We start from the raw sequence: 19,570 nt of genomic DNA on the forward strand, positions 1-19,570 counted from the left end.
CACGTTGAGTGTCTGTCCATGGCATCGTAGCGAAGCCGTTGCCAAACGAAGAGGCCCCAGCCGGGGCGTGACTGGGGCCCATTCCATATCCTGCACCGACAAGTCGGAGCATGACGTCAGAAACTTCGCCATCCGATTTGGTCCATCCTATGTCCTCAATTTGGAAGGGTAATGTCTTCGTCTCTGCCACACCCCCGCCTTCGTCTTCCTCGCTTGCTTCATGACGACCATGAACTCGCCGCTCTTTTTGTCGAGTTCGATCCATGCGGTGGGCCGCCGAGGCTTCGTCTTCAGTTGGGTCCGCCTTCTTCAGCACGCTCGTTCCGGCAGTGTCGCCTTTCGTTCGTTGACTGTCATTTCCGGTATCTCCTCGTCCCATCGAATTGAAGCGAGGGTGCCTTGCCGCAATGGGCAGGGTTGATGCGCTTGGCTTTAAAAACGTCAGGTCCAAAAGAACGGCCCCGGCGGTCTAGGGGCAAACGCGCCGAGGCCGGCTCAAGTGGTTTGTCCGTTCCTATCACACGAGCCACCAATGCAGATCATTGCCACTAGTTCCCGATTTTGTGAAAGCGCAGTGTGGGCTAACGAATTGACAGGATCTCGGCCAAAAAAATATTCTTCGGGCATTGCAGATCCCGAGTTGATACTTTTGCGTCCAATAGCCCGGCCTTGAGCCGGGCTATTTTTATGACCACCGGCTGGACATCTAATCCCTGGGTCGATCGCGAACTCTGCCATCGTATAGACGCGGCCATCGGCCTCGATGGTTACCTGAACGCATCCTTGAGCAAGCAAATCGTTTGCCGTCTCGATGGCGTCCGCGGGCGTGTCCCGGACCAACTCGGTGTCGCCCACCAGGTCGCTCTTGCCCCGCACAATGAACATCGTCGGTTCTCGATTGATTCAAAGATGCCCCGCAGTGCCGATTTTCGAACGCTCGTAGAATTACGTAATCCGGAATAGTAACCGCTATGTCCGCTCTTTGCCTCATGGTTGGGCCATACGTGGAACAGGATCGAGAAGCTTGAGAGACCTGCATTGGTGGACGAGGACAAAACCTACGACACCATACTCGTATTAGGCTCGGTGGCGCTGTTCGCCGCGAGCGTATTCGCAATGATCACGTTGATTGGCGGGCAATAGGGCAGCATTTGAATGCTGCTTTCCAGCATGTGCGATTGCGGCGCAAAGAGAAACGGCCCCAGACGGGCGTGAAGCGCCAAGGCCGTTTCCGTCCCCACCAGCTCATTCAGGCTAGCGGCGATGTCGACGGTTCCAAGATGGCGAACTGACGCACCCTTTTGCCGAATGGATTGAGAGACCTTCCAGCCCTGGCTGTGTAGAACAACTTCGGGTGTTCGCTGCACAGGGCGGTGACAGGTCAAAGCGATGGTCGGGCCGCCACGCGGAAAGTGTGGATCATCCGCCATCTGAAAACCCGCCGCGAGCCCCATTGCTCGCCGAACGCGCCTGGCGCGTGGCGCGCGATATCTCGCGCTCGCGGGTAACGTCTTCCGCGCGTTTGTCGGCCCTGAGCCCTAGATATACGGGATGGCGCATTTCTCCTTTTGTCGTCCACTCAGTGAATTTTACCTCAGCCACCAGCGACGGTTTGACCCACGTCGTGACGGCTTCATCCTTCACTTTCGCAGAAAAGGGGGATTTCGAGGCTTTGAGCTTGATGAGCTTGCTGTACAGCTGCTCCAGGGTAGTGTGAGAAAAGCCCGTGCCGACATGACCGATATAGCGCCAGCCGTTCTGCTCGCGCACCGCTAGGGCAAGCGCTCCAAAGTACGGACGCGTCCGCTTGGGTGCTGTGAATCCTACGATGACCACTTCCTGCCGCTTCGAAGTCTTGACCTTCAGCCAATTGTCGGTGCGGGCGCCCGACAGATATTTGCTGTCTGAGCGCTTAGCCATGATGCCTTCAAGGCCCTTGCGTTCCGCTTCGTCAAAGAACTTCGTGCCATCTTTTTTGCGGTGACGACTGAACGCGATGAGTTTGTGACGCGGCAGGATTTCCTTAAGGCGCTTCTTGCGTTCGATCAGCATAAGCCCGCGCAAATCTTCTTCATCGTGAAACATAAGGTCGAATGCGCAATACTGCAGCTTCGCATCGTGACGGAGCGCATTCTGCAGCAGTTGAAAGTGCGACACGCCGTTTTCGTCCAAGGCGACGAGTTCACCGTCAATCACCGCATCGCCTTTTACGCCTTCGAGCGCTTTGGCTACTTCTATGTAGCTGTGGTTGATGATCTTGCCGTTGCGGCTGTAGAGAGTAACCTTGCCGCCTTCTATCTTCGCGACCATGCGGAAACCATCATACTTGTCCTCGAATACCCACCCGGCATCGTCGAACGGACTATCGGTGAGGGTGGCGAGCATGGGCTGGAGCCGCTTGGGTAACGAGGAAGTCCTGGTCATGCCTGCGCCCCTTCGGGCGGGCCTACTTCGAGAACATTTCGGAAGGTAATTGAATAGCGCAGCCTCTCAACGCCGGGAATGCTGTGCTCCCACACGGATCGTGCAGGCCCCCGCAGGAGATAAATAGACCGCGGCTCTACCGTGAGGTTGCGGCCCAGCCAGCGATGGCCTGTCTTCAGGCGCAGCCGGAAGGTGCAGGCGGACTGAAGCGATATGCCGACGACATCCCCGAACACCGAGCGGTCCGTGTGCCAGCCGAGGGCAGCGCCGGGCGTATATTCGGTAATAAGGACCTGATGGAGCGTGCCGGGCGGGATTTCCGCGAAGTTTTCCGCCCGCGCGCGGATACCGGACAGAAACTCCGGCATGGCCACAACTGGTGACAGGCCGCCACCGTTGAAGTCGTATCGCCAGCCGAACGAAAAGACCCGGCGCTTCCCGGTGAAACCTTGAAACTCGAACTCGCGAAAGGGAAGAGGCACAATATGCCTTAAAAGAGACTGCTCTTCCTCGCGGTTCATGAAATCAGGCTGATATCTGAAACCCTCAGGAAGAGCGTCGTCTCCGAAAAGATCTAGACTGGGACTAGCGTTTGGCACGTGTCTTCTTTCGAGCCGGAGCTCTCGAGACGGGCTTCCGGTCCCCGCGGTCGCCCCGTCCGGGCTTGGCGGCCTTCTTCGCCTTCCGGCGGCCGTCCTGTGACAGCGAGCGGCTCACATCATCGCTTTCTTTGATCCGGCCCACGGCGTCGCGCCGGATGTAGCGCTTGTCCCCGCGCGGCGAAATCAATTCGCGTTTCGCTGACGATTTCTTCTTCGCTGCCTTCTTGGTCGTTGCCCGTTTCGCCATTTTCGTCTCCCTGGACTGTCTGGTCGATACTCAACACCAGCCGCATAACAGGAGTTCCAGCCAGCGCGCCCCCGCATGCGTCGCGACCGCTCATTGGCCGCAGGGCTTGCCGGGTTGCGTACCCTTGCAGCCCTTCGCCCAACAGGAACCATGTCGACCGTCCGTCGTTGGAGCTGGCTTTCAGGAAGATAGCCATGCCGAAGAATGATGAGTTGCGCTACGGCGCGCCCGGGGAGACGGCGGTTCATCTCTGCGTGGACATGCAGAGGATGTTTGCCGAAAGCACCGAGTGGAGAATGCCGTGGCTGGAGCGGGTCCTGCCCAACATCCTGTCGATCACTTCCACCCATCCTGAGAAAACGATCTTCACCCGCTTCATCCCGGCGCGTAGTTCCGGTCAGGGCGTCGGCATGTGGCGTCATTACTATGAAAGGTGGCACTCTATGACCATAGACCAGCTGGGTCCGGAGATGATCGGCTTGGTCCCCGATCTCGCCAACTACGTGCCCCCGGCCCGCACCTTCGACAAACATGTGTATTCTCCCTGGACCGGCACCGACCTGCACCAGCAGCTGGGGGCGCGGGGATCGATACCGTCATCATCACCGGCGGCGAAACCGACGTGTGCGTGCTGGCGACCATGCTGGGCGCGATCGACTGGGGGTTCCGCGTCATCCTCGTCACCGACGCGCTTTGCAGCTCGGCGGACGAAACCCACGATGCGATGATGAATGTCTACATGAACCGTTTCGGCGAACAGGTCGAAACCGTGACGACGCAAACGCTGCTGGATAACTGGCCCGGAGGCGTGCGGCAGCGCAGGGCGTCGTGAGCGCCGGCAACTCTCACCTCGTGGAGATCCTGCTCCCAAAAGAGACCGGCAAGGGGCAGCCGGTCGGTCAGCACTGGTTCGACTGCTTCCTCAAAGAGCTGACGGACAGGTTCGGCGGCGCGACCAGCTTTCTGCGGGCGCCGGGACAGGGCCTGTGGCAGAGCGGCGGCGGGACAGAGAAGGACAGCATTGCTGTTGTCGAAGTCATGGTGGAAGAAATCGATAGTAGCTACTGGCAGACCCTGCGCGAAAGGCTGCAGCGCGAGCTCTCGCAGGAAGAGATTATCATCCGCGCCCAAGAAATCAGGCGGCTGTGATGGATGAGCTTATGATCCTGAGAACCTTCGCGGCAGTGACAACGGTTTTGGCCGCATCCCTCGTGGCGGCAAATCTGAACGCACGCGTCACCGTCGCCGGTTTCCTGATTTTCATCGTTGCATCCATCGCCTGGATGGTCGACGGCTGGCTGGAGACCAAAGCATCACTCGTAGTCCAGAACGTGATCCTCCTTGTGATCAACATCATAGGGGTCTGGCGCTGGTTTCCCAAGGCGGAGAAAGAAGCGAACAGCTAGGGCATGCTATTCGCTAAATCCGTCACGCCTCAGGAACGCCTTGTTGATCGCAACGGCGGCCTGAGCGCCTTCCGCTATGGCGACCGCGACGAGGAGGACGTCGCGGGACACATCACCTGCAACATAGACACCGGGGACGCTGCTTTCTTCGGTGTCCGGATCGATGACGACGCCTCCTTTTTCATTACGCGCGCACCCGAGACTTTCGGACAGGTCAGACGCTTGACGGCAGCCAGTCGAAAAAAATAAACCGGCGCGGCGGAGCTCAGGCCCGCTCTCAAATACTATCTTGGCAAGCTCCCCGTCCGCGCCTTCAAGGTAGCGGATTGGCTCCGATCGCAGCGGAATCTTGTATTCTTCGAGCTTCCGGACCACTTTCGCACTGACCTCGGTACCATCGCTGCAGGCCACCACATCGGGCATCCAGTGCTTCATCATGATGGCAAGCTCGGCGCCCTTATCGCCCCTGCCGTAGGCAGCTACCTGCTTCCCAGCATATTCGAAACCGTCGCAGTAGAGACAGTGATGTACCGAAACCCCGTAGAGGGGTTCGAGCCCGGCAACTTCCGGGAGTTCGTCAACGAGCCCGCTCGCAAGAAGGACTTTCGAGGCCGTGCCATGCGTCCCGTCCGCGCATACGAATTTAAAGGCCTCGTCGGCAGGAACGATATCGGTGACCCGTGTCCCGCGTACCTCGACGGATTTATAGCGTGAGAGCTCGTCCAGCGCCTCGTCAAGGAAATCTGACGGCGACCGCCCTTCCCGTCCAACTAGGCCGTGGATGGCGTGCGAGCTCAGATTCCGCTGGCGGCCCTCATCGCAGAGCAGCGCTTTCCGGTGGCACCTTCCCAGGATGAGCGCGGCACTTAATCCCGCGGGTCCACCGCCGACGATGAGAACATCAAATTGCATCAACAGCCTTTTCATTGCCGGGTTTGCTCATTTTCGCGCCAACAGAGGTACAGGTACCAAGCTACTACGAAGACTACTGCTGCCACGCCCGCACCCAGGAGGGAAAGGTCGCTTCTCTCAGTGATTTTGTAAAGCACGACGGCGATGTCGGCGGAAATACCAAGAGCCAGCGGCAGCGCCGCAACGACTACAAGCCTCGACCCGATCTCGAAAAACGGGTATCATCTTCTCCGTGATAGGCAAGACGATGCAACGCTGCAGGCGTCATTAACAACAGCACGGACAGCGAGCCGCGGCACCTGCTGACAGAGTTTCCTTCCGATAGAGAAGGAGCCCCGCCGATTGCGGAGCTCCCGAAGGCGTTAACTCATCTGCGATTTATCTGCTGGGCGTGCCGCTCTGTGCCGGCTGACTCGGTGACGAACCGGGCCCCTGCATTGACTGCGACGGCGAGTTCTGGTTCACCGTCGGCTGATTTCCGCTCTGCGTCTGCGGAGCAGCAGCCTGTCCCGTCGTGTTCGGCTGATTTGGAACGGTGCTCTGGCCCGTCGTCGTTGGCGGCTGGTTCTGCTGAGGTGTAGTCGCCGCCTGGCCAGGGTTCTGGTTGGGGCCTGCCGCGTTCTGCTGGCTCGGCTGCTGCTGGCCGCTCTGAGCCTCGCTAGTGCCGGCCTGTCCCTGACCGCTCGTTGACGTCTGAGCGCCTGTCGTCGACGACTGAGACTGGCCAATGCTCTGGTTCGCCTGCTGGCTCAGCCGGCCGGACACGCCAAGCGATGACACTGTGGTGGCGTCGACGCTGCCAGTCACCTGAATGCCCTGCTGCCGCTGGAACACGCTGATGGCATCGCGGGTCTGCGTACCCAGGATGCCGTCCGCTTCGCCGCGCAGAAGGCCACGCTCGATCAACACCCGTTGCACGACCCGGATGTCGTCGGGCGGAAGGTCGACCGCGGCGACACTAGCACTGCTGCCTTGACCGCCTCCGCCGCGGCTAAAACGCGTCCGCGGGCCGGCGGGGACCACGTCAACAATGCGCCGGTCACGGTCGACGAACACGACTTCATCTTCCACGACGAAGAAGCTGTAGTCGCGGTACGCAGGGAACACATCGATCAGCGCCGGATAGGTCGAGACCGATACGACCGAGATGCTGGAAGGCAGCGCCACGCCGGTGTGGACCTGGAAGTTGATGGAGTTCGCGTTAACGCGCGGGGCGTTGCTCGCCTGAAGCACCGACTGCTGTAGCGTTGTTTGCTGCTGCGCGGTCAAGTTGGTGCGGGTTTGCGTCTGGCCGGCGGCCGTGGTCTGGCCCTGCCCAGGCGCTGCGGCTTGGCCTTGCGCAGGCGCTGTCTGGCCCTGCTGGGGCGCAGCGGCCTGGCCCGGCGCAGGCGGGTTCGTTTGACCTTGCGTCACATTCTGGCCAGTGCCCGAGCTGGAATTCTGATCCTGGGCGTTCTGACCCGATCCGCTCTGGTTTTGACGAGACGGCTGCTGGGCCTGCTTGCTATCGGCATTGCCCGTGTCGCGGGTCCGATCCTCCGATCGCCGCGCATCGTCGCGGTCGGATCGTCCTTGACCCACCGTTTGGTCCTTCTGACCTTGCTGCTGTGCCCGATCCTTGCTGGTGTCGCGCTGTTCCTTGCTGGACTCCTGCGAGTGCCGCGCATCATCGCGATCAGATCGTCCCTGACCCACGGCTTGACCCTTGTTGCTGCTGTCGCGCGGGCCCTCGGCTCGACCGCGGTCACGCATACCAGGCTCATCGCGTTGCGCGCGGCCGGATTCGGCCTCGCGTGCAGCGGGACCTTCGGCCCGGCCATCTTCCCGGGATTCCGTCGCACGGCCCTGCGTCATGCCTTCACTGCGCGAAGCGCCGGGTGCGCTCTGCGATATTCCCTTTTCGCTGCCAGCGCCGCCGCCCGCCCCGCCAATCGGACCTTGCGCGGACGCAAGGCTTGCGCCGGCGAGCAACGCCGCCGTTGTAATCAGAAACCTGCTCTTCATTCTGTTCGTCATCTGCTCCTCCTCGTGAGTTGCTCGCTTGCTCTTCAACCGAAGAGAATGAAGTGTCGGACAGACCGACGTGCTTCCAGAAGCGAGAGTGTCCGAAGAAACCGGGTGGTGATGCGATCGTTCCGTCGGTGACAGGCTTTGAAACTTCATGCCGCGACGCACCTATGTGATGCCTCATGACCATGACACCACGGTTCCAGGTTAAATCATCGCTTTTAGCGGGCCAGAACCAAAGGCTCGGCGCCAGCTATCGCGCGCCAGCCGGGCGGCACGAGCCTGTTCACCAGTGGTGGCGATGGTACATACGCCGGGGATAGGCGCCGCCGTAGAAGGCGAATGCCGGTCGAACAACGCGGCGGTAGCGATAGCCGTAATAGGCCGGCGCGTACCCGCCGTAATAGGCGGTTGTGTAGCCGCCCCACGGATAAGGACCGTAGCCATAGCCGTCGTAATAGGCCGGCGCGTAGCCCCTGGCGTATGGATAGCCGTAGTATCCATCGCCTGGCCCATAGGCGTAGGAACTAGAAGCTAAGCCACCGATGATGGCTGCACCAATGAGGCCGCCAGCGATACCCGGCCCCCAGCCACCACGCCACCGTGCTTCAGCTGGTGACGGCGACGCCACAGTGACGCCAATGGTGACAAGCCGCAGCTAGCGCCAATGCAGCTTTCTTCATGGTCGAATCCTTCCTGTTTTCTTGGAACATTCAACCGGTAGGACGGCTTGGGTTCCGCGCGAAGCCGAGCGGCATCCGAATTTTAATTGATGAACGGCCGTGCAGCTCGCCTTTCCATACCGACGACAAAGATACGAGCCTAACACACTTCGTCCTTGCGACCGCCCGCACAACGCGTGTCATGACGACGGCCACTGCTGCCCTCTAATCGCGAATCGCTTGCGATCTTGGGAAATGGCTGCCTGCTAACGCAGGCAGCAAGCTTACGTCAGTCGATTTCCTGCACTACCGCGCGGCTGCCAGGATCCACCAGCAGAACGCGGTTGCTCGAATAGACATATCGATACTTCGTGAGCGACGGCCCCCAGTCGGACGGCACCGCCACCAGCTCGACATCGTTCGGCACGGTTGCGCCGACGGCGATGCGCTCCTTAACCGCAACCGGACGAAGCTTGTGTTTAGTCACATAGCTCTTGATCCTGGTACGAGCCTCCGGCTCGATCTGAACTGCGGCGCGCGAGGCGCCAGTGGTAACCGTGGTCTGCGCCGTTGCGCCGGTCGACAGCAAAGCGACGGCCGCAGCCGCCAAGATCAATTTTCTCATCGATTTTCTCCAGCCGCTGAATGCGACAAGTTGCAAAACTGCGGCCGTTGCCACTTGTTCCCGGTCGGAGCGCTTTGGGCTCACGGGCAAGCTCGCCTGCCCGTGTGGTTGAGCGCCACCGAAATCGCGCCGGGATGAACAGGCGTTCATCGAATTCATTCTCTAGGACGCCATCAGGCGAGGCAACTTCCGGCCGCTTTCGGGATTATTGACAACGGAAAAAATGGAAAAAGCGCGCGAGGTAGCGTGGCTGGTCGATGCCCGGCTCACCGGAGGCCGTCGACGACGGCATCACCGGCTTTGTCGTATCGGGGAAGCAGAGCCATCCAGGCGATTGGAAGGCTTTCCGAGCTCGATCGGTGTCAGGTGCGTAGGCATTTCGAGAAGAGGTTCACCGCAAGGCGGATGGCGCAGCAGTATCTCCGCCAATACGAGGCCCCTGGTCCAACGGAACCCAACGCAGCTCATGCCGGCCTCGGGCCCACCTTGTCTAAAGGTTCAGTGCCCGATCGCCTTCTCGCCCTGTAGCGATCGCAGCGCTTCCCACCGACGCTCGCGTCGCAGCCTCCCCTCATGAACCAGGAATGCGACCTCACACGCCCTTATTCAAATAGAGGCCGTTACCAGTTTTTCCCGACTGGAACATATCCGGATATTCCTGAGTTCATTATTTATCACTGGAGACGCCGCCATGGCATCTAACGCGGGTATTTTCTTCGCAGGGATGGGAACCACTTTCATCATCCTCAGCGCAGGCTTTGGCGGCGGGCTTATGATGGCCAAATCAGCGCTAACGGAATCGAGTGGGTATCAGAACCGAGTTTCAGCGGAACCTCCATCACCAGCTCGAGTAGTCTTGCCCTCCACTGCTGAGGCAGCGCAGCCGCCGCAAGAGATTGCTGCTGCGCCGCAGCCACCGCGACAGATTGCTGTTGGGCCGCAACCGTCAACACTGCCACAGATACAGCCGGTGAAGGAAGCCCAGCCGCCCGCCGAAAAGCAGGTCCAGAAGATGGAAATCAGAATGGCTGAAGCGGAACAGCGGGAACGTCGCAAGCGATATGCCGAACGCAAAGCAAGGTGGCAGGCAGAAAGAGCTAAACGCCAGCAACAGATAGAACAGGCTGTACGCCAGGACGCGCCCATACTGGCATTTGGTGGTGATGAACACCGACAAAGTGGAGGGTCCTTCGGCAACTAGACGCCGCGTTTCGCTGGTCGGTCAAGGTTCTCGGTTAACGATAGGGCCGGAGCCTTGGCGACGCGCTGGGCCCTCTGTTGGAGAGCTCCGCTACGCGGAGCGGATAATGAGGGAGCTCTGGGCCGAGGACGTTGCTGCAACGCTCAGTTGTTCAGGACCTAAGGTCGACGCTCATACTCAAGATTGCCGTAAATTCTAACCCCGGCAGCGTCAAGGAAGACCCGGAACTCCGAAAATTGAAGCCGGCGTCTCGCCAGCTTTTCAAACCCAAACTCCTGGAGGTTTCAGGCAATCGTGAATGGAGCTGTAGGGCCCCACCGGCGTGCGGCATAGCGCGGCCTCGTCGTTGCCTCAAAGACGGAATCGAGCGCGGGCGGCAGAAGGCGAGCAAGAAATCGGCGGCCTTCGATGCCGCGGCGTGAACCGGATCTACGCGACCGGCAAGGTTCCCCGACGAGAAACGAATGCCGAATTTCCCGTTGCCTCGCGCCGGCGAAAACGCCGGCTTTCGTTTAGGGAAACTCATGAAAGATTGATTGCGGCGGCGGGTATCATTGCGCATTCGCTACTCCCGCCTTGGCGGCAGACGAATTCTACATCGCTCAAGACGTGAAGACAAACAAGTGCACGATCGTCGACAAAAAAGTCAGACGACCATCGTCAGCCCTTCCGGCACCGTCTACAAGTCGCGCACGGAAGCCGAGACCGGCTGAAGACGGTCAAGGTTTGTTCCACCAACTGACCGGAGACGCGCCCGGAAGGATCCGTACTTGCGATGAGAGCGTGCTGCTTGTTGGGGGAGTGAGGCTTGGGCTTCGTCTCGGTGGTTTCTCCAATGCAGGCCGCAGCCCGTTGGAATGTCGCTTCTGCGCACGCGCGGACGCGACGGCCACCCGTTCGGTTAGAATTTCCTTCGGGGACAAGGAAGCTGATGAGCGAGTGCACGACCGAGGGCCGCGCCGTCATGCCGCGTCAGCCGGCGGCAAGATAACAAACAGAACGGCGATAAGAAAAAAAACAATTTGGCGCGGCTCAGTTCCTCTCCTCTCAATAGTTTGGTCGCGAAAGAAGGTGAGAGAGCGTATGCCTAGACCGCCATCAACTGTTTACCGGGTGCAGTAGAGCAGGCGGCTCGAGCGCGAGGCGGCCGCAAGGTCGAGGTCATGTGGCTATTGGGCCGGCTCGCTCCTGATCATTGCCGTCTATGAGAAGCAGATGCTCGCGGCGCCCGACTAGCAAATCTCTCTGCCGATCCCGACAGTCGATCGATGGCGACGAGTGGCCTTGGTTCCGGCGTCGTCGGCTACAGTATGCATGTCGCCGTGGATTGTGACGCATGAGGAACGAACAGCGGCTCAGATCGGGCTCAACTGGCTAATACGGCCATGCAAAGCTAAGGCCGTTCTCGAGACCGAGACGCTCGAGGCGGTTGCCGATCGGCTACTTCAGCAGCCAGATCCTCGCATGTCACGAGGCCGGCATCACGGTAACTCCGCCCAAGCGCCCAGTTTGAAATGCAGTGGCCTCATTTGAAGTGTGATGTCTGTGTGACGTTCAGCACAGTCGGTGCAACGGAGCCCGGGTACTCTCCGACCACGGATTGAGGGATGCCCTCCCCAGCAAACAGGAGAACTGCAATGATCAATTCAAAAGACGAAATTTCGTACTCGGAAATCGACGCGTTGACGGATGCCGAACTGGAGACGATCAGCGCCGGGGGCATTATCAGCTGGCTTCGTGGCCTCTTTGGAGGGCCCGGCGACCTTCGCCGTTCGACCGACCGCCCGACTGACCCCGTTCATAAATAATGGAACGGCAGGAGAGAGACATGACCAAGCCTCTGAGTTGAGCATCAACGAACTCGATGTCGTCAGCGGTGGTAGTATGCTTAGTATGGCAATCGATGCCGCCGAAAAGTACTTGCAAGGCTTGGGCGGCCGTCTGTGGACGCCGTGCACCAGCCGGTAATGTCGAAGCCATCGATAAGCCTGCACATGCGATAATGCCGGTTCCGCAAACCGGGATTGAGGGGCCGCCTCAGATGGTGGCCTCTTTCATTTGTTGGTGCGATCCCATGTCTCGTCTAGAACAGGCACGGCATAAAGCGGCGAAGCAGAGTCAGAAGACGTCGACCTGGTCGAAACTGCTACACCCTTGTTGTCGGTTTCAATCTTGTTTGGGTCTATGTTTGGAACGGTGGAAATTTCAACAAGCGATCCAGCCCACTTCTGGGCGTCGAAACGTTCCTGATTAAAATCGACGGTAAAAATAAAGGCGGCAAGCAAAGCGGTGGCGAGATCGCATTAAATCCATCCGTTTGGGAAATGGCGCTCGGATAGAGGCTAGATGTGGAGATTTAGGGGGTAAACTGCGGCGAGGAAGTGATTAGAATATCTGAACTGGGCTCCGCGAGTTTCGTGTTCGGAACTTAAGACGACTGTTGAGTGGGAAGAGACGGCAATCTGTGCCTCCAGTAGCCTCCACAATGCCGTTTACACGGTCGTTCTGCATTCACGGCCGTCACATAGATTTTGCCCAGTCGGGAACAATCGGCCATCCAGGACATTCTAAATAGAATTATTCGAAAGCTCGGCACTGCTCGCTCGGCATCGCATGAGCTGACAGAAAGGATTGGCACCTGAACCTGGGAAGCTTTCTCAGAGCGAGGGCCTTCTTATGCGCAACGTATTGAGCATAACAGCTGCGGCTGCTCTCTTTTTCCCAATCGCCGGCTTTTCGCGGTCCATTGAAATTGAACCAGGCGGGGTACGAGTGGACGATGGTCGAGCCCGACGAGGCGGCGGGCAATGTGAGCAATTACGCCAAGCTTGTGAAAACAAAGATAGGCTAGGCGAGCGTGGGGAAGGTAATTGTCGCACCTATCGTGAAACCTGCCAAAGACCAGTCGCCCGGGACGTGTGCGGCGAATTGAAAGCGGCTTGTCTCAATAAGGACAAGCTGGGTGAACGGGGCGAAGGAAACTGCCGCCGTTACCGGGAACAGTGCAGGGGCCGTCGATGACCCGGCGAAGAGTACTGCTAATGCTGGCCGGCTTGGTCATTGCGGTATTGTCTGGATTCTTTGCTTTGAACGAAAATTTTCGGATAGAGGCCAAGAATGGGCCGGCATCAACAATCGGCAGATCCGGAGACTTTAAGTCACCGGGTGGAACTCCCGAAGCAAGTGAGCGTGGCCGCATCTAGATGCGTATCGGGACTCGTTGAACGCGTATTCTCTCATTAGCATTGCGCTCGCCGGGTCCACAAAAAGAGTGCAGGTCGCCGCCCTAGTCGACCGACCCTTTCTGCTATCTCATTCCTTAGAAGATCGACGGCTGCAGGCCCTAGTTCTTGCATCTCCTCATTCTCGACAGACTCCGGCCGCACGTTGGTAAGCAATAGCCGTGGCGCAGGCATCAGTCACGGTTACCAACTCGATCGTCTTTGTGTAATCGGTCGGTGTGAGAACCAATCGAATCGTCGTAGCGGACGTAGTCGGCTACTGTCGATGTCCGCCCCAGCCCTTAACAGACCTCAAGCCTGTGAGGGCCGCGAGAGGCTCAGTGGATCAAAACGATTGTTCGCTTCGATATGAAGTTGGGAGAGCGAAGAACTTATATCACAGCACTCAGAACCACGTCTGCTCTCACCACTAACATCGCAAATCTCAGCGTTGCGTCTGCGTTGTGCCACGGTGATTCTCGTTACCGACTTAGAAGCTAACAATAAACAGACCCTGCTTCTCAAACCTATGTTTGCTGGACAAGGGAATGCAACGCCTTCACCGCGGCCTCCCGGTTCTCCACAGGCACAAGCAGACTGACAGAGTGCGGCGACAACACGTACTTGTCGGGCACAATCCCGTGAAGTCCGAGGACCTGCAACGCCTTGAAAGGCAATTCCGACGAAACGCCGCCGGAGCACGTGAGACTCACCGAACTTGAGGCTTCGCGCTGCTGGCGCAGATCCTTATTTCCCTCCAGCGTGAGCAACAGGGCGTCGAGCCACTCTGTATCACAGGCCATGGTCATGATGGTTTTTCCAACCGCGAAGTTCGCGGCCAGGAGCTGCGGCCAGGACAGGCCATTCCGCTTGAGATGCTGCGCGAATTTATCGAAACCGTGATGGAGATCTTGGGAATCGATCTCCACGTGCTCAATGCGAGCCATCGAGTTAACGGCCAGAATCTTTCCGTCTTCCATGCCTGTAACCTCTTTCATTACTTGAGTGCTATTTTCAGTGCCGCCCCACTGCTTCAGAACCAGAGGCACATCCTGACTTTGCGCCAGCTCCAGGCTGCGAAAATGCAGGATCTTTGCACCCCAGAAACACATTTCGGACAGGCATGCGAAGTCCACTTGCCGCAGGGGCTTTGCTTCCGGCACGATGCGCGGATCGGCCGAACAAATTCCGTCGACATCTTTGATGATTTCACAGCGTTCGGCCTTCAGCGCAGCGGCCATCGCAACGGCCGTCGTGTCACTGCCGCCCCGGCCGAGGGTGGTGATTTCCCTGGTCGCCGGGTTCACGCCCTGAAATCCTGCCAGCACCACGACGCGTCCACGATCAAGTTCCTCACGCACGCGAATGGGCCGTACATCCACAATGCGTGCGGAGGAATGGGAGCCGTCGGTCATCACACCGGCCTGGCTGCCGGTGAAGCTGATCGCGGGCACGCCGAGGTCGGAAAGCGCCATGCTCATCAGAGACATGCTGATGCGCTCACCGGTCGTTAGCAGCATGTCGAGTTCGCGTCGATTGGGAGTCGGGCTTACCTGATAAGCCATATCAATCAATTGGTCGGTGGTCTTGCCCATGGCCGAGACGATCGCCACGACACGATGACCACGGCCATGGAGGTCGGCGAGACTGCGCGCAACCGCGCGAATTTTCGCCGGTGTTTCAAGGCAGACACCGCCATATTTTTGCACGATGATGGGATGATTGCGCATCTAACCTCGGTGAGAAGTCTCGCTCGGCTCGGACATCGAACCGACGCCACCTATCCATGTACCGACGACTTCAAAGTTCGGACTGAAGGCGACAAGGTCCGCACGGTATCCGGGCGCGATTCGTCCAAGCTCAGACTCAAGACCTAGAAATGTCGCGGGCGTCCGAGAGGCCATGATGAGGGCATCGACAAGGGAGATTCCGAGCAGCGCAACAGCGTTGCGCACCGCCTCGATCATGGTGAGGTGAGCGCCCGCGAGTGTACCATCGGGGCCAGTCACGCGATTTTCGTGCAACGTGATCGGCGTTCCTTGCAGCATGAATTGCCGGTCGTTCGTGCCCGCCAGTGACATGGCATCGGTGACCAGCATCAATCGATCGCGTCCCTTGCAGCGGAAGGCAACACGCAAACCGGCGCGGTCAACGTGGATACCGTCGCAGATGATCCCTGCAAACAGCCGGTCATCGTCAAGCGCAGCGCCCACCAAGCCCGGCTCCCGGGCGTTCAACTGCGACATGGCATTGAACAGATGGGTCACCCCCGAGAGACCGTGATCGACCGCCTGCCCGATTTCGGCTGCGGTGGCGTCGCTGTGGCCGGCCGCGATACGCAATCCGGCGCCGATCAGTTCATCGATCATGGATGCAGGCACGCATTCCGGGGCCAAGGTCACGACGGAGCGGCCGCGGCCTCCAAAACTTTTGATCGCGGCGAGATCGCGCCGATCGGGCACCCGTATCTCGGCTTCCGGATGAATGCCCTTGCGAGTCCTGTTGAGGGCCGGTCCTTCCAGATGAAAGCCGAGAACGCCGGGAACCTTCAGACAAGCCTGGGCGACTGCAGCCAATCGCTCGATGACCTCGCTGCGATCGGTGATGAGGGTCGGCAAGCAGCCCGTGGTGCCCTCCTTGCGGTGCGCGTCAACGATGCGTCGAACGCCAGCCTCCGTTGGTTGATCGTTGAGAAGAACGCCCCCGCCTCCGTTGACCTGAATGTCGATGAAGCCGGGTGCGAGGATCGCGTCTGCGGGAGCGTGGATGGTGGCGTGCGCCTCCACCTGGCCGAAGGCGATGCTTTCAATCCGCCCCTGCGAGATCCTGACCGACCCCGGCCCGCGCATGTCGGCACCATCAAAGATGTGCTGCGCGGCAATCGTGAGAGAGGAAGAACTAACCTGGCCCATTAGTGTTGATCCGAGAGTGGCAGTCACGAACTCGTGGGGCGAGTACAAGACTCATATGTTCACTAGGGGTCTTTGGGAGGGACCCGGAGCGAAACCTTGGTGTTAACCTTCCATGGAAACAAAAGGTACCATGTATCTCGGCATTGACGGCGGTGGAACCCGCTGCCGCGCCCGGATCGAGGACGAAAACGGCAACGTACTCGGGTTAGCCACCTCGGGGCCTGCCACGACGCGAATTGGCTTCGAGAAGGCCTGGCGTTCCATCATGGAGGCCACTGAAGCGGCAGCCGCACAGGCCGGACTGACGGGCGAGGATTTCGCGCGGATGCACGCCGGAATTGGCCTTGCCGGTCTTGGCCGCCGGGGCGCCGAAGCGGCGCTCAACAAGATCGCGCATCCCTTTGCGTCCGTCATCTTCATCAGCGACGGCCTGGCGGCCTGTCTCGGCGCCCATAGCGGCGCGGACGGGGCCATCGTGGTAGCCGGCACCGGCTCGGTCGGTGTCGGCCTGATCCACGGCCGCGAAATCCGTCTCGCCGGTTACGGCTTTCCCGTGTCGGACGAAGGCAGCGGGGCCGACATCGGCCTGCAGGTAGTTCGACTGGCGCTGCGGGCAGCGGATCGCCGCGGCGAGCTGACCCCGTTGCTTTCAGAGGTGTTGGGCGCATTCGACCATGATCCTTATCAGGCGGTGGCTTGGTCTGAAGAAGCCAGGGCCACAGACTACGCTGCATTCGCGCCGATCGTGATGCGGCACGCCAATCAGGGCGATCCGGTCGGCCGTCGCGTTGTCGAACGCGCGGCGGATGCCATTGGCGATCTGCTTGATCTGTTCCTGGCGAGAGGAATTGACCGGCTCTCGTTGGTAGGCGGGCTCGCGGATGCCATTACGCCTTGGCTGACGCCTGACCTGCGCGCCCGCCTGAAGTGTCCTGACGCGGATGCGGCGGCCGGCGCGTTACTGGTGGCACGACGGCGACTTGACCTACCTAAGAGAGAAACTGACCATGAACAGGCTTCGCAGTTCCGCGTTTGATGGCGAATGGATCAACGAAATGGCCACCGAAGAAGTCGATCCCCGTTTTGCCGATCTTGATGCATGGTCGCTAACGTCAGCCATGGAAGCTATGTGGGAGGGCCAGCTTGCGGCAGTCGCAGCGATCGGCCATGCCCTTCCCGCGATCGCTGCGGCGACCGAAGCGGCCAAGGCGGCGCTGGGTGATCATGGACGCATTGTGTATATCGGAGCCGGCACCTCGGGCCGGGTGGCCGTTCAGGACGGCGCCGAGCTGATGCCGACCTTCGCCTGGCCCAGCGAGCGCGTCCGCTTCATCGTCGCCGGCGGAGACAGCGCGTTCGTCACCAGCATCGAGGGTGCCGAGGATGACGTCGACGATGCGGTCACGCAGATCAATGCCACGCGGCTCACACCGCACGACGCGGTGATCGCCGTGGCCGCCAGCGGGACAACGCCATTCACGGTCGCCGCCCTACAGCAGGCAAGCTCTTTCGGTGCAGTGACGATCGGTGTTGCCAACAATCCCGGCACCGCACTGCTGACGTCGGCAAAGTTTCCGATCCTGATCGAGACCGGCCGCGAACTAATCGCGGGCTCCACGCGGATGAAGGCGGGCACCGCGCAGAAGGTTGTGCTCAACCTGATCTCCTCAGGTATCATGCTGCGCCTTGGCCGGGTGTACCGTGGCATGATGGTGAACATGCAGCCGACCAATGCCAAGCTGAAGCGGCGCGCCGAGGCCATGGTGGCGCAAATCGCGCAATGTGATCCGTCGCATGCGGCACGCTGGCTTGAGCAGGCCGAGGGAGACATCAAGACGGCAGGCCTTCTGGCGCTGGGCGTCGACAGGGTTGATGCCGAGACCATTTTAAAAAGCTGTGACGGCAACCTGCGGCGAGTGTTTGCTGAACTCGCCAGGGATCATGACCGGCATCCCAAAGGAGGGGCTGCGCACAAGCAAGGCGGAGCCGTTGCGCCGTGACCACTTCCGCGATGGCGAGCGAAATCGGTGAAAGCGCAGATGTCGTCGCCAAAATTGTTCGTACCCGCTCCGCCACGCGCGACATCGCACAGCGAGTTGGGATTGGCTCAGTCCCCCTGTGCGTCGTATGCGGCCGGGGAAGCTCTGGGCATGCCGGAGTTTACTTAAGATATCTTATTGAGACGCGGCTTCGTCTCCCCGTTTCGCCCAGCGCCCCTTCGGTGATCACGGCATTTCGGACACGGTTGATGCTGCGCGATGCTCTGTTCATCGTCATTTCGCAATCCGGGCGCAGCCCGGATCTTGTCGCGGCGACCAAGTCGGCGCGCGCCGCGGGCGCCCGCACCATCGCCATCGTCAATGCGACGTCGTCGCCAGTGGCTGACGAAGCGGAATTCGTCATTCCGATCGACGCCGGCCAGGAGCACTCCGTCGCCGCGACCAAGACCGTGTTAGGCTCGATGGCAGCTGGCGCCGGACTTGTTGCCGAACTGGCGGAAGATCTTGCGCTTCGGTCAGCTCTCGACAGGCTGCCGGAGCGCCTGCACCGCGCACTTGCGCTCGACTGGCTCAAGATTGCCGATGATCTCGCCAAGGCATCAGCTGTGTTTGTGGCAGCGCGAGGCCTAGGCCTAGGCTCGGCGCGGGAGATCGCCCTCAAACTTTCGGAAGTCCTGCGCCTACCTTCCATTGGTCTGAGCGCTGCCGAGCTGCAGCATGGACCGCGCGCCGCGCTATCATGGCGCACGCCGGTTGTCATGATGCGCCTCATGGACGAAACGGCGGCCTCGGTCGACGCCCTGACAGAGGAACTGCGAAAGCAAAAGGTCGCGCTACATCTATGCGGCGGACCGCATGGCTCGCTGTCCTGGTTGGCCGAGGATGATCCCGCCACCGACCCGATCACCATGCTCATTCCGGCTTATCGAATGATCGAACACACAGCCCGCGCTTCCGGATTTAACCCGGATCGCCCCCCTCGCCTGAGCAAGATTACCCAGACGTTTTGACAGCTGACTAATCGCTGGTTGCCGGGCCGAAAGCTGGAGCACGTTTCGCAACCGCGAGCCATCTCACCAAAACGCAACGCGGCAGCGACTTGGCGTCCAAAAAATCAAAGCGATGGTGTTGATCAAAAGCGAAGTTAAGTTTGACGAACAACTCTCGTGCAGGAGGATTTCATAGCTCCCAAAAGCAGCTTCGCAAACACGATGCGTCCGCTGGATCAAGACTCGATCGGTCGCCCCGGCGGTCTGAAGTAGCTCGTTTAAAGAAAGAGGCGTGATCTTGGCGTGCGTCGCTTTTCGATGGCACGCGAAACGTGCATGTTTTCAGGCGGTTAGATGAGCCA

At 59.7% G+C, this 19,570-nt stretch carries 18 protein-coding genes and 1 pseudogene; 8 read left to right on the top strand and 11 right to left on the bottom strand.

Going from position 1 to position 19,570, the window contains the following annotated elements; all coding sequences use genetic code 11:
- Positions 1–495: 495 nt before the first annotated feature.
- The 5 genes from JQ574_RS00120 to JQ574_RS00140 all read right to left on the bottom strand — a co-directional run bounded on the left by JQ574_RS00120 (position 496) and on the right by JQ574_RS00140 (position 3,273).
- Positions 496–885 (bottom strand): hypothetical protein, encoded by a 390-nt coding sequence (locus JQ574_RS00120; RefSeq protein ID WP_212214910.1) that lies wholly within the window; start codon positions 883–885, stop codon positions 496–498.
- 173 nt (positions 886–1,058) lie between these two features.
- Positions 1,059–1,430, bottom strand: a complete 372-nt coding sequence (locus tag JQ574_RS00125) for a hypothetical protein (protein WP_212214909.1) — start codon at positions 1,428–1,430, stop codon at positions 1,059–1,061.
- Positions 1,420–2,424 carry a non-homologous end-joining DNA ligase gene (ligD, locus tag JQ574_RS00130; protein WP_212214906.1) on the bottom strand — a complete coding sequence of 335 codons (1,005 nt, stop codon included), beginning with the start codon at positions 2,422–2,424 and terminating at the stop codon, positions 1,420–1,422. Before ligD ends, JQ574_RS00125 begins: the two co-directional genes overlap by 11 nt.
- A complete protein-coding gene (locus JQ574_RS00135; RefSeq protein WP_312014598.1) occupies positions 2,421–3,023 on the bottom strand; it encodes an alpha-ketoglutarate-dependent dioxygenase AlkB in 603 nt (200 codons plus the stop codon). The genes ligD and JQ574_RS00135 overlap by 4 nt, the downstream gene beginning before the upstream one ends.
- Positions 3,010–3,273 (bottom strand): hypothetical protein, encoded by a 264-nt coding sequence (locus tag JQ574_RS00140; RefSeq protein WP_212383146.1) that lies wholly within the window; start codon positions 3,271–3,273, stop codon positions 3,010–3,012. The genes JQ574_RS00135 and JQ574_RS00140 overlap by 14 nt, the downstream gene beginning before the upstream one ends.
- A 194-nt stretch (positions 3,274–3,467) precedes the next feature.
- Between JQ574_RS00140 and JQ574_RS00145 the strand changes: the two are divergent.
- From JQ574_RS00145 to JQ574_RS00155, 3 genes and pseudogenes are all read left to right on the top strand, one after another.
- Positions 3,468–4,105: pseudogene (locus JQ574_RS00145) on the top strand (cysteine hydrolase family protein).
- Positions 4,102–4,422 carry a hypothetical protein gene (locus tag JQ574_RS00150; protein ID WP_212214896.1) on the top strand — a complete coding sequence of 107 codons (321 nt, stop codon included), beginning with the start codon at positions 4,102–4,104 and terminating at the stop codon, positions 4,420–4,422. The pseudogene JQ574_RS00145 and the gene JQ574_RS00150 overlap by 4 nt, the downstream one beginning before the upstream one ends.
- The gene (locus tag JQ574_RS00155) at positions 4,422–4,679 is read left to right on the top strand and encodes a hypothetical protein (protein WP_212214893.1); all 258 of its coding nucleotides are present in this window, start codon (positions 4,422–4,424) and stop codon (positions 4,677–4,679) included. The genes JQ574_RS00150 and JQ574_RS00155 overlap by 1 nt, the downstream gene beginning before the upstream one ends.
- Before the next feature lie 6 nt (positions 4,680–4,685).
- Here JQ574_RS00155 and JQ574_RS00160 read toward each other — a convergent pair whose 3' ends face one another.
- From JQ574_RS00160 to JQ574_RS00175, 4 genes are all read right to left on the bottom strand, one after another.
- A complete protein-coding gene (locus tag JQ574_RS00160) occupies positions 4,686–5,606 on the bottom strand; it encodes an NAD(P)/FAD-dependent oxidoreductase (protein WP_212214890.1) in 921 nt (306 codons plus the stop codon).
- 363 nt (positions 5,607–5,969) lie between these two features.
- Positions 5,970–7,607, bottom strand: coding sequence for a peptidoglycan-binding protein (locus tag JQ574_RS00165; RefSeq protein ID WP_212214888.1), 1,638 nt, complete (start codon positions 7,605–7,607; stop codon positions 5,970–5,972).
- Between the two features lie 277 nt (positions 7,608–7,884).
- Complete coding sequence (locus JQ574_RS00170; RefSeq protein WP_312014599.1) at positions 7,885–8,229, bottom strand: hypothetical protein; 345 nt, start codon at positions 8,227–8,229, stop codon at positions 7,885–7,887.
- A 320-nt stretch (positions 8,230–8,549) separates the two neighbouring features.
- Entirely contained in the window at positions 8,550–9,044 is a 495-nt protein-coding gene (locus JQ574_RS00175; protein ID WP_249118998.1) for a DUF1236 domain-containing protein, read from the bottom strand.
- Positions 9,045–9,576: 532 nt separating this feature from the next.
- On the opposite strand from JQ574_RS00175, the gene JQ574_RS00180 reads away from it, so the two are divergent.
- Together JQ574_RS00180 and JQ574_RS00185 are read left to right on the top strand one after the other, a co-directional pair.
- Positions 9,577–10,086, top strand: coding sequence for a hypothetical protein (locus JQ574_RS00180; RefSeq protein ID WP_212214882.1), 510 nt, complete (start codon positions 9,577–9,579; stop codon positions 10,084–10,086).
- 1,637 nt (positions 10,087–11,723) lie between these two features.
- Positions 11,724–11,894, top strand: a complete 171-nt coding sequence (locus tag JQ574_RS00185; RefSeq protein ID WP_212214879.1) for a hypothetical protein — start codon at positions 11,724–11,726, stop codon at positions 11,892–11,894.
- A gap of 1,940 nt (positions 11,895–13,834) precedes the next feature.
- Here JQ574_RS00185 and JQ574_RS00190 read toward each other — a convergent pair.
- Positions 13,835–15,037, bottom strand: a complete 1,203-nt coding sequence (locus JQ574_RS00190) for an aspartate kinase (protein WP_212214876.1) — start codon at positions 15,035–15,037, stop codon at positions 13,835–13,837.
- Positions 15,038–16,219, bottom strand: a complete 1,182-nt coding sequence (gene nagA / locus JQ574_RS00195; protein WP_212214873.1) for an N-acetylglucosamine-6-phosphate deacetylase — start codon at positions 16,217–16,219, stop codon at positions 15,038–15,040.
- A 112-nt stretch (positions 16,220–16,331) separates the two neighbouring features.
- Between nagA and JQ574_RS00200 the strand changes: the two genes are divergently transcribed.
- Genes JQ574_RS00200 through JQ574_RS00210 form a run of 3 tightly spaced genes read left to right on the top strand, consistent with a single transcriptional unit; the run spans position 16,332 to position 19,229 of the window.
- On the top strand, positions 16,332–17,255 hold the full coding sequence (locus JQ574_RS00200; protein WP_212214868.1) for a BadF/BadG/BcrA/BcrD ATPase family protein: 924 nt from the start codon (positions 16,332–16,334) through the stop codon (positions 17,253–17,255).
- 19 nt (positions 17,256–17,274) lie between these two features.
- Complete coding sequence (locus tag JQ574_RS00205) at positions 17,275–18,219, top strand: N-acetylmuramic acid 6-phosphate etherase (protein ID WP_212214914.1); 945 nt, start codon at positions 17,275–17,277, stop codon at positions 18,217–18,219.
- 11 nt (positions 18,220–18,230) lie between these two features.
- Entirely contained in the window at positions 18,231–19,229 is a 999-nt protein-coding gene (locus JQ574_RS00210) for an SIS domain-containing protein (protein ID WP_212214912.1), read from the top strand.
- The last annotated feature ends 341 nt before the right edge of the window (positions 19,230–19,570 follow it).

The sequence above is a fragment of the Bradyrhizobium sp. AUGA SZCCT0158 genome (assembly GCF_018130065.1).
GTDB lineage: Bacteria > Pseudomonadota > Alphaproteobacteria > Rhizobiales > Xanthobacteraceae > Bradyrhizobium.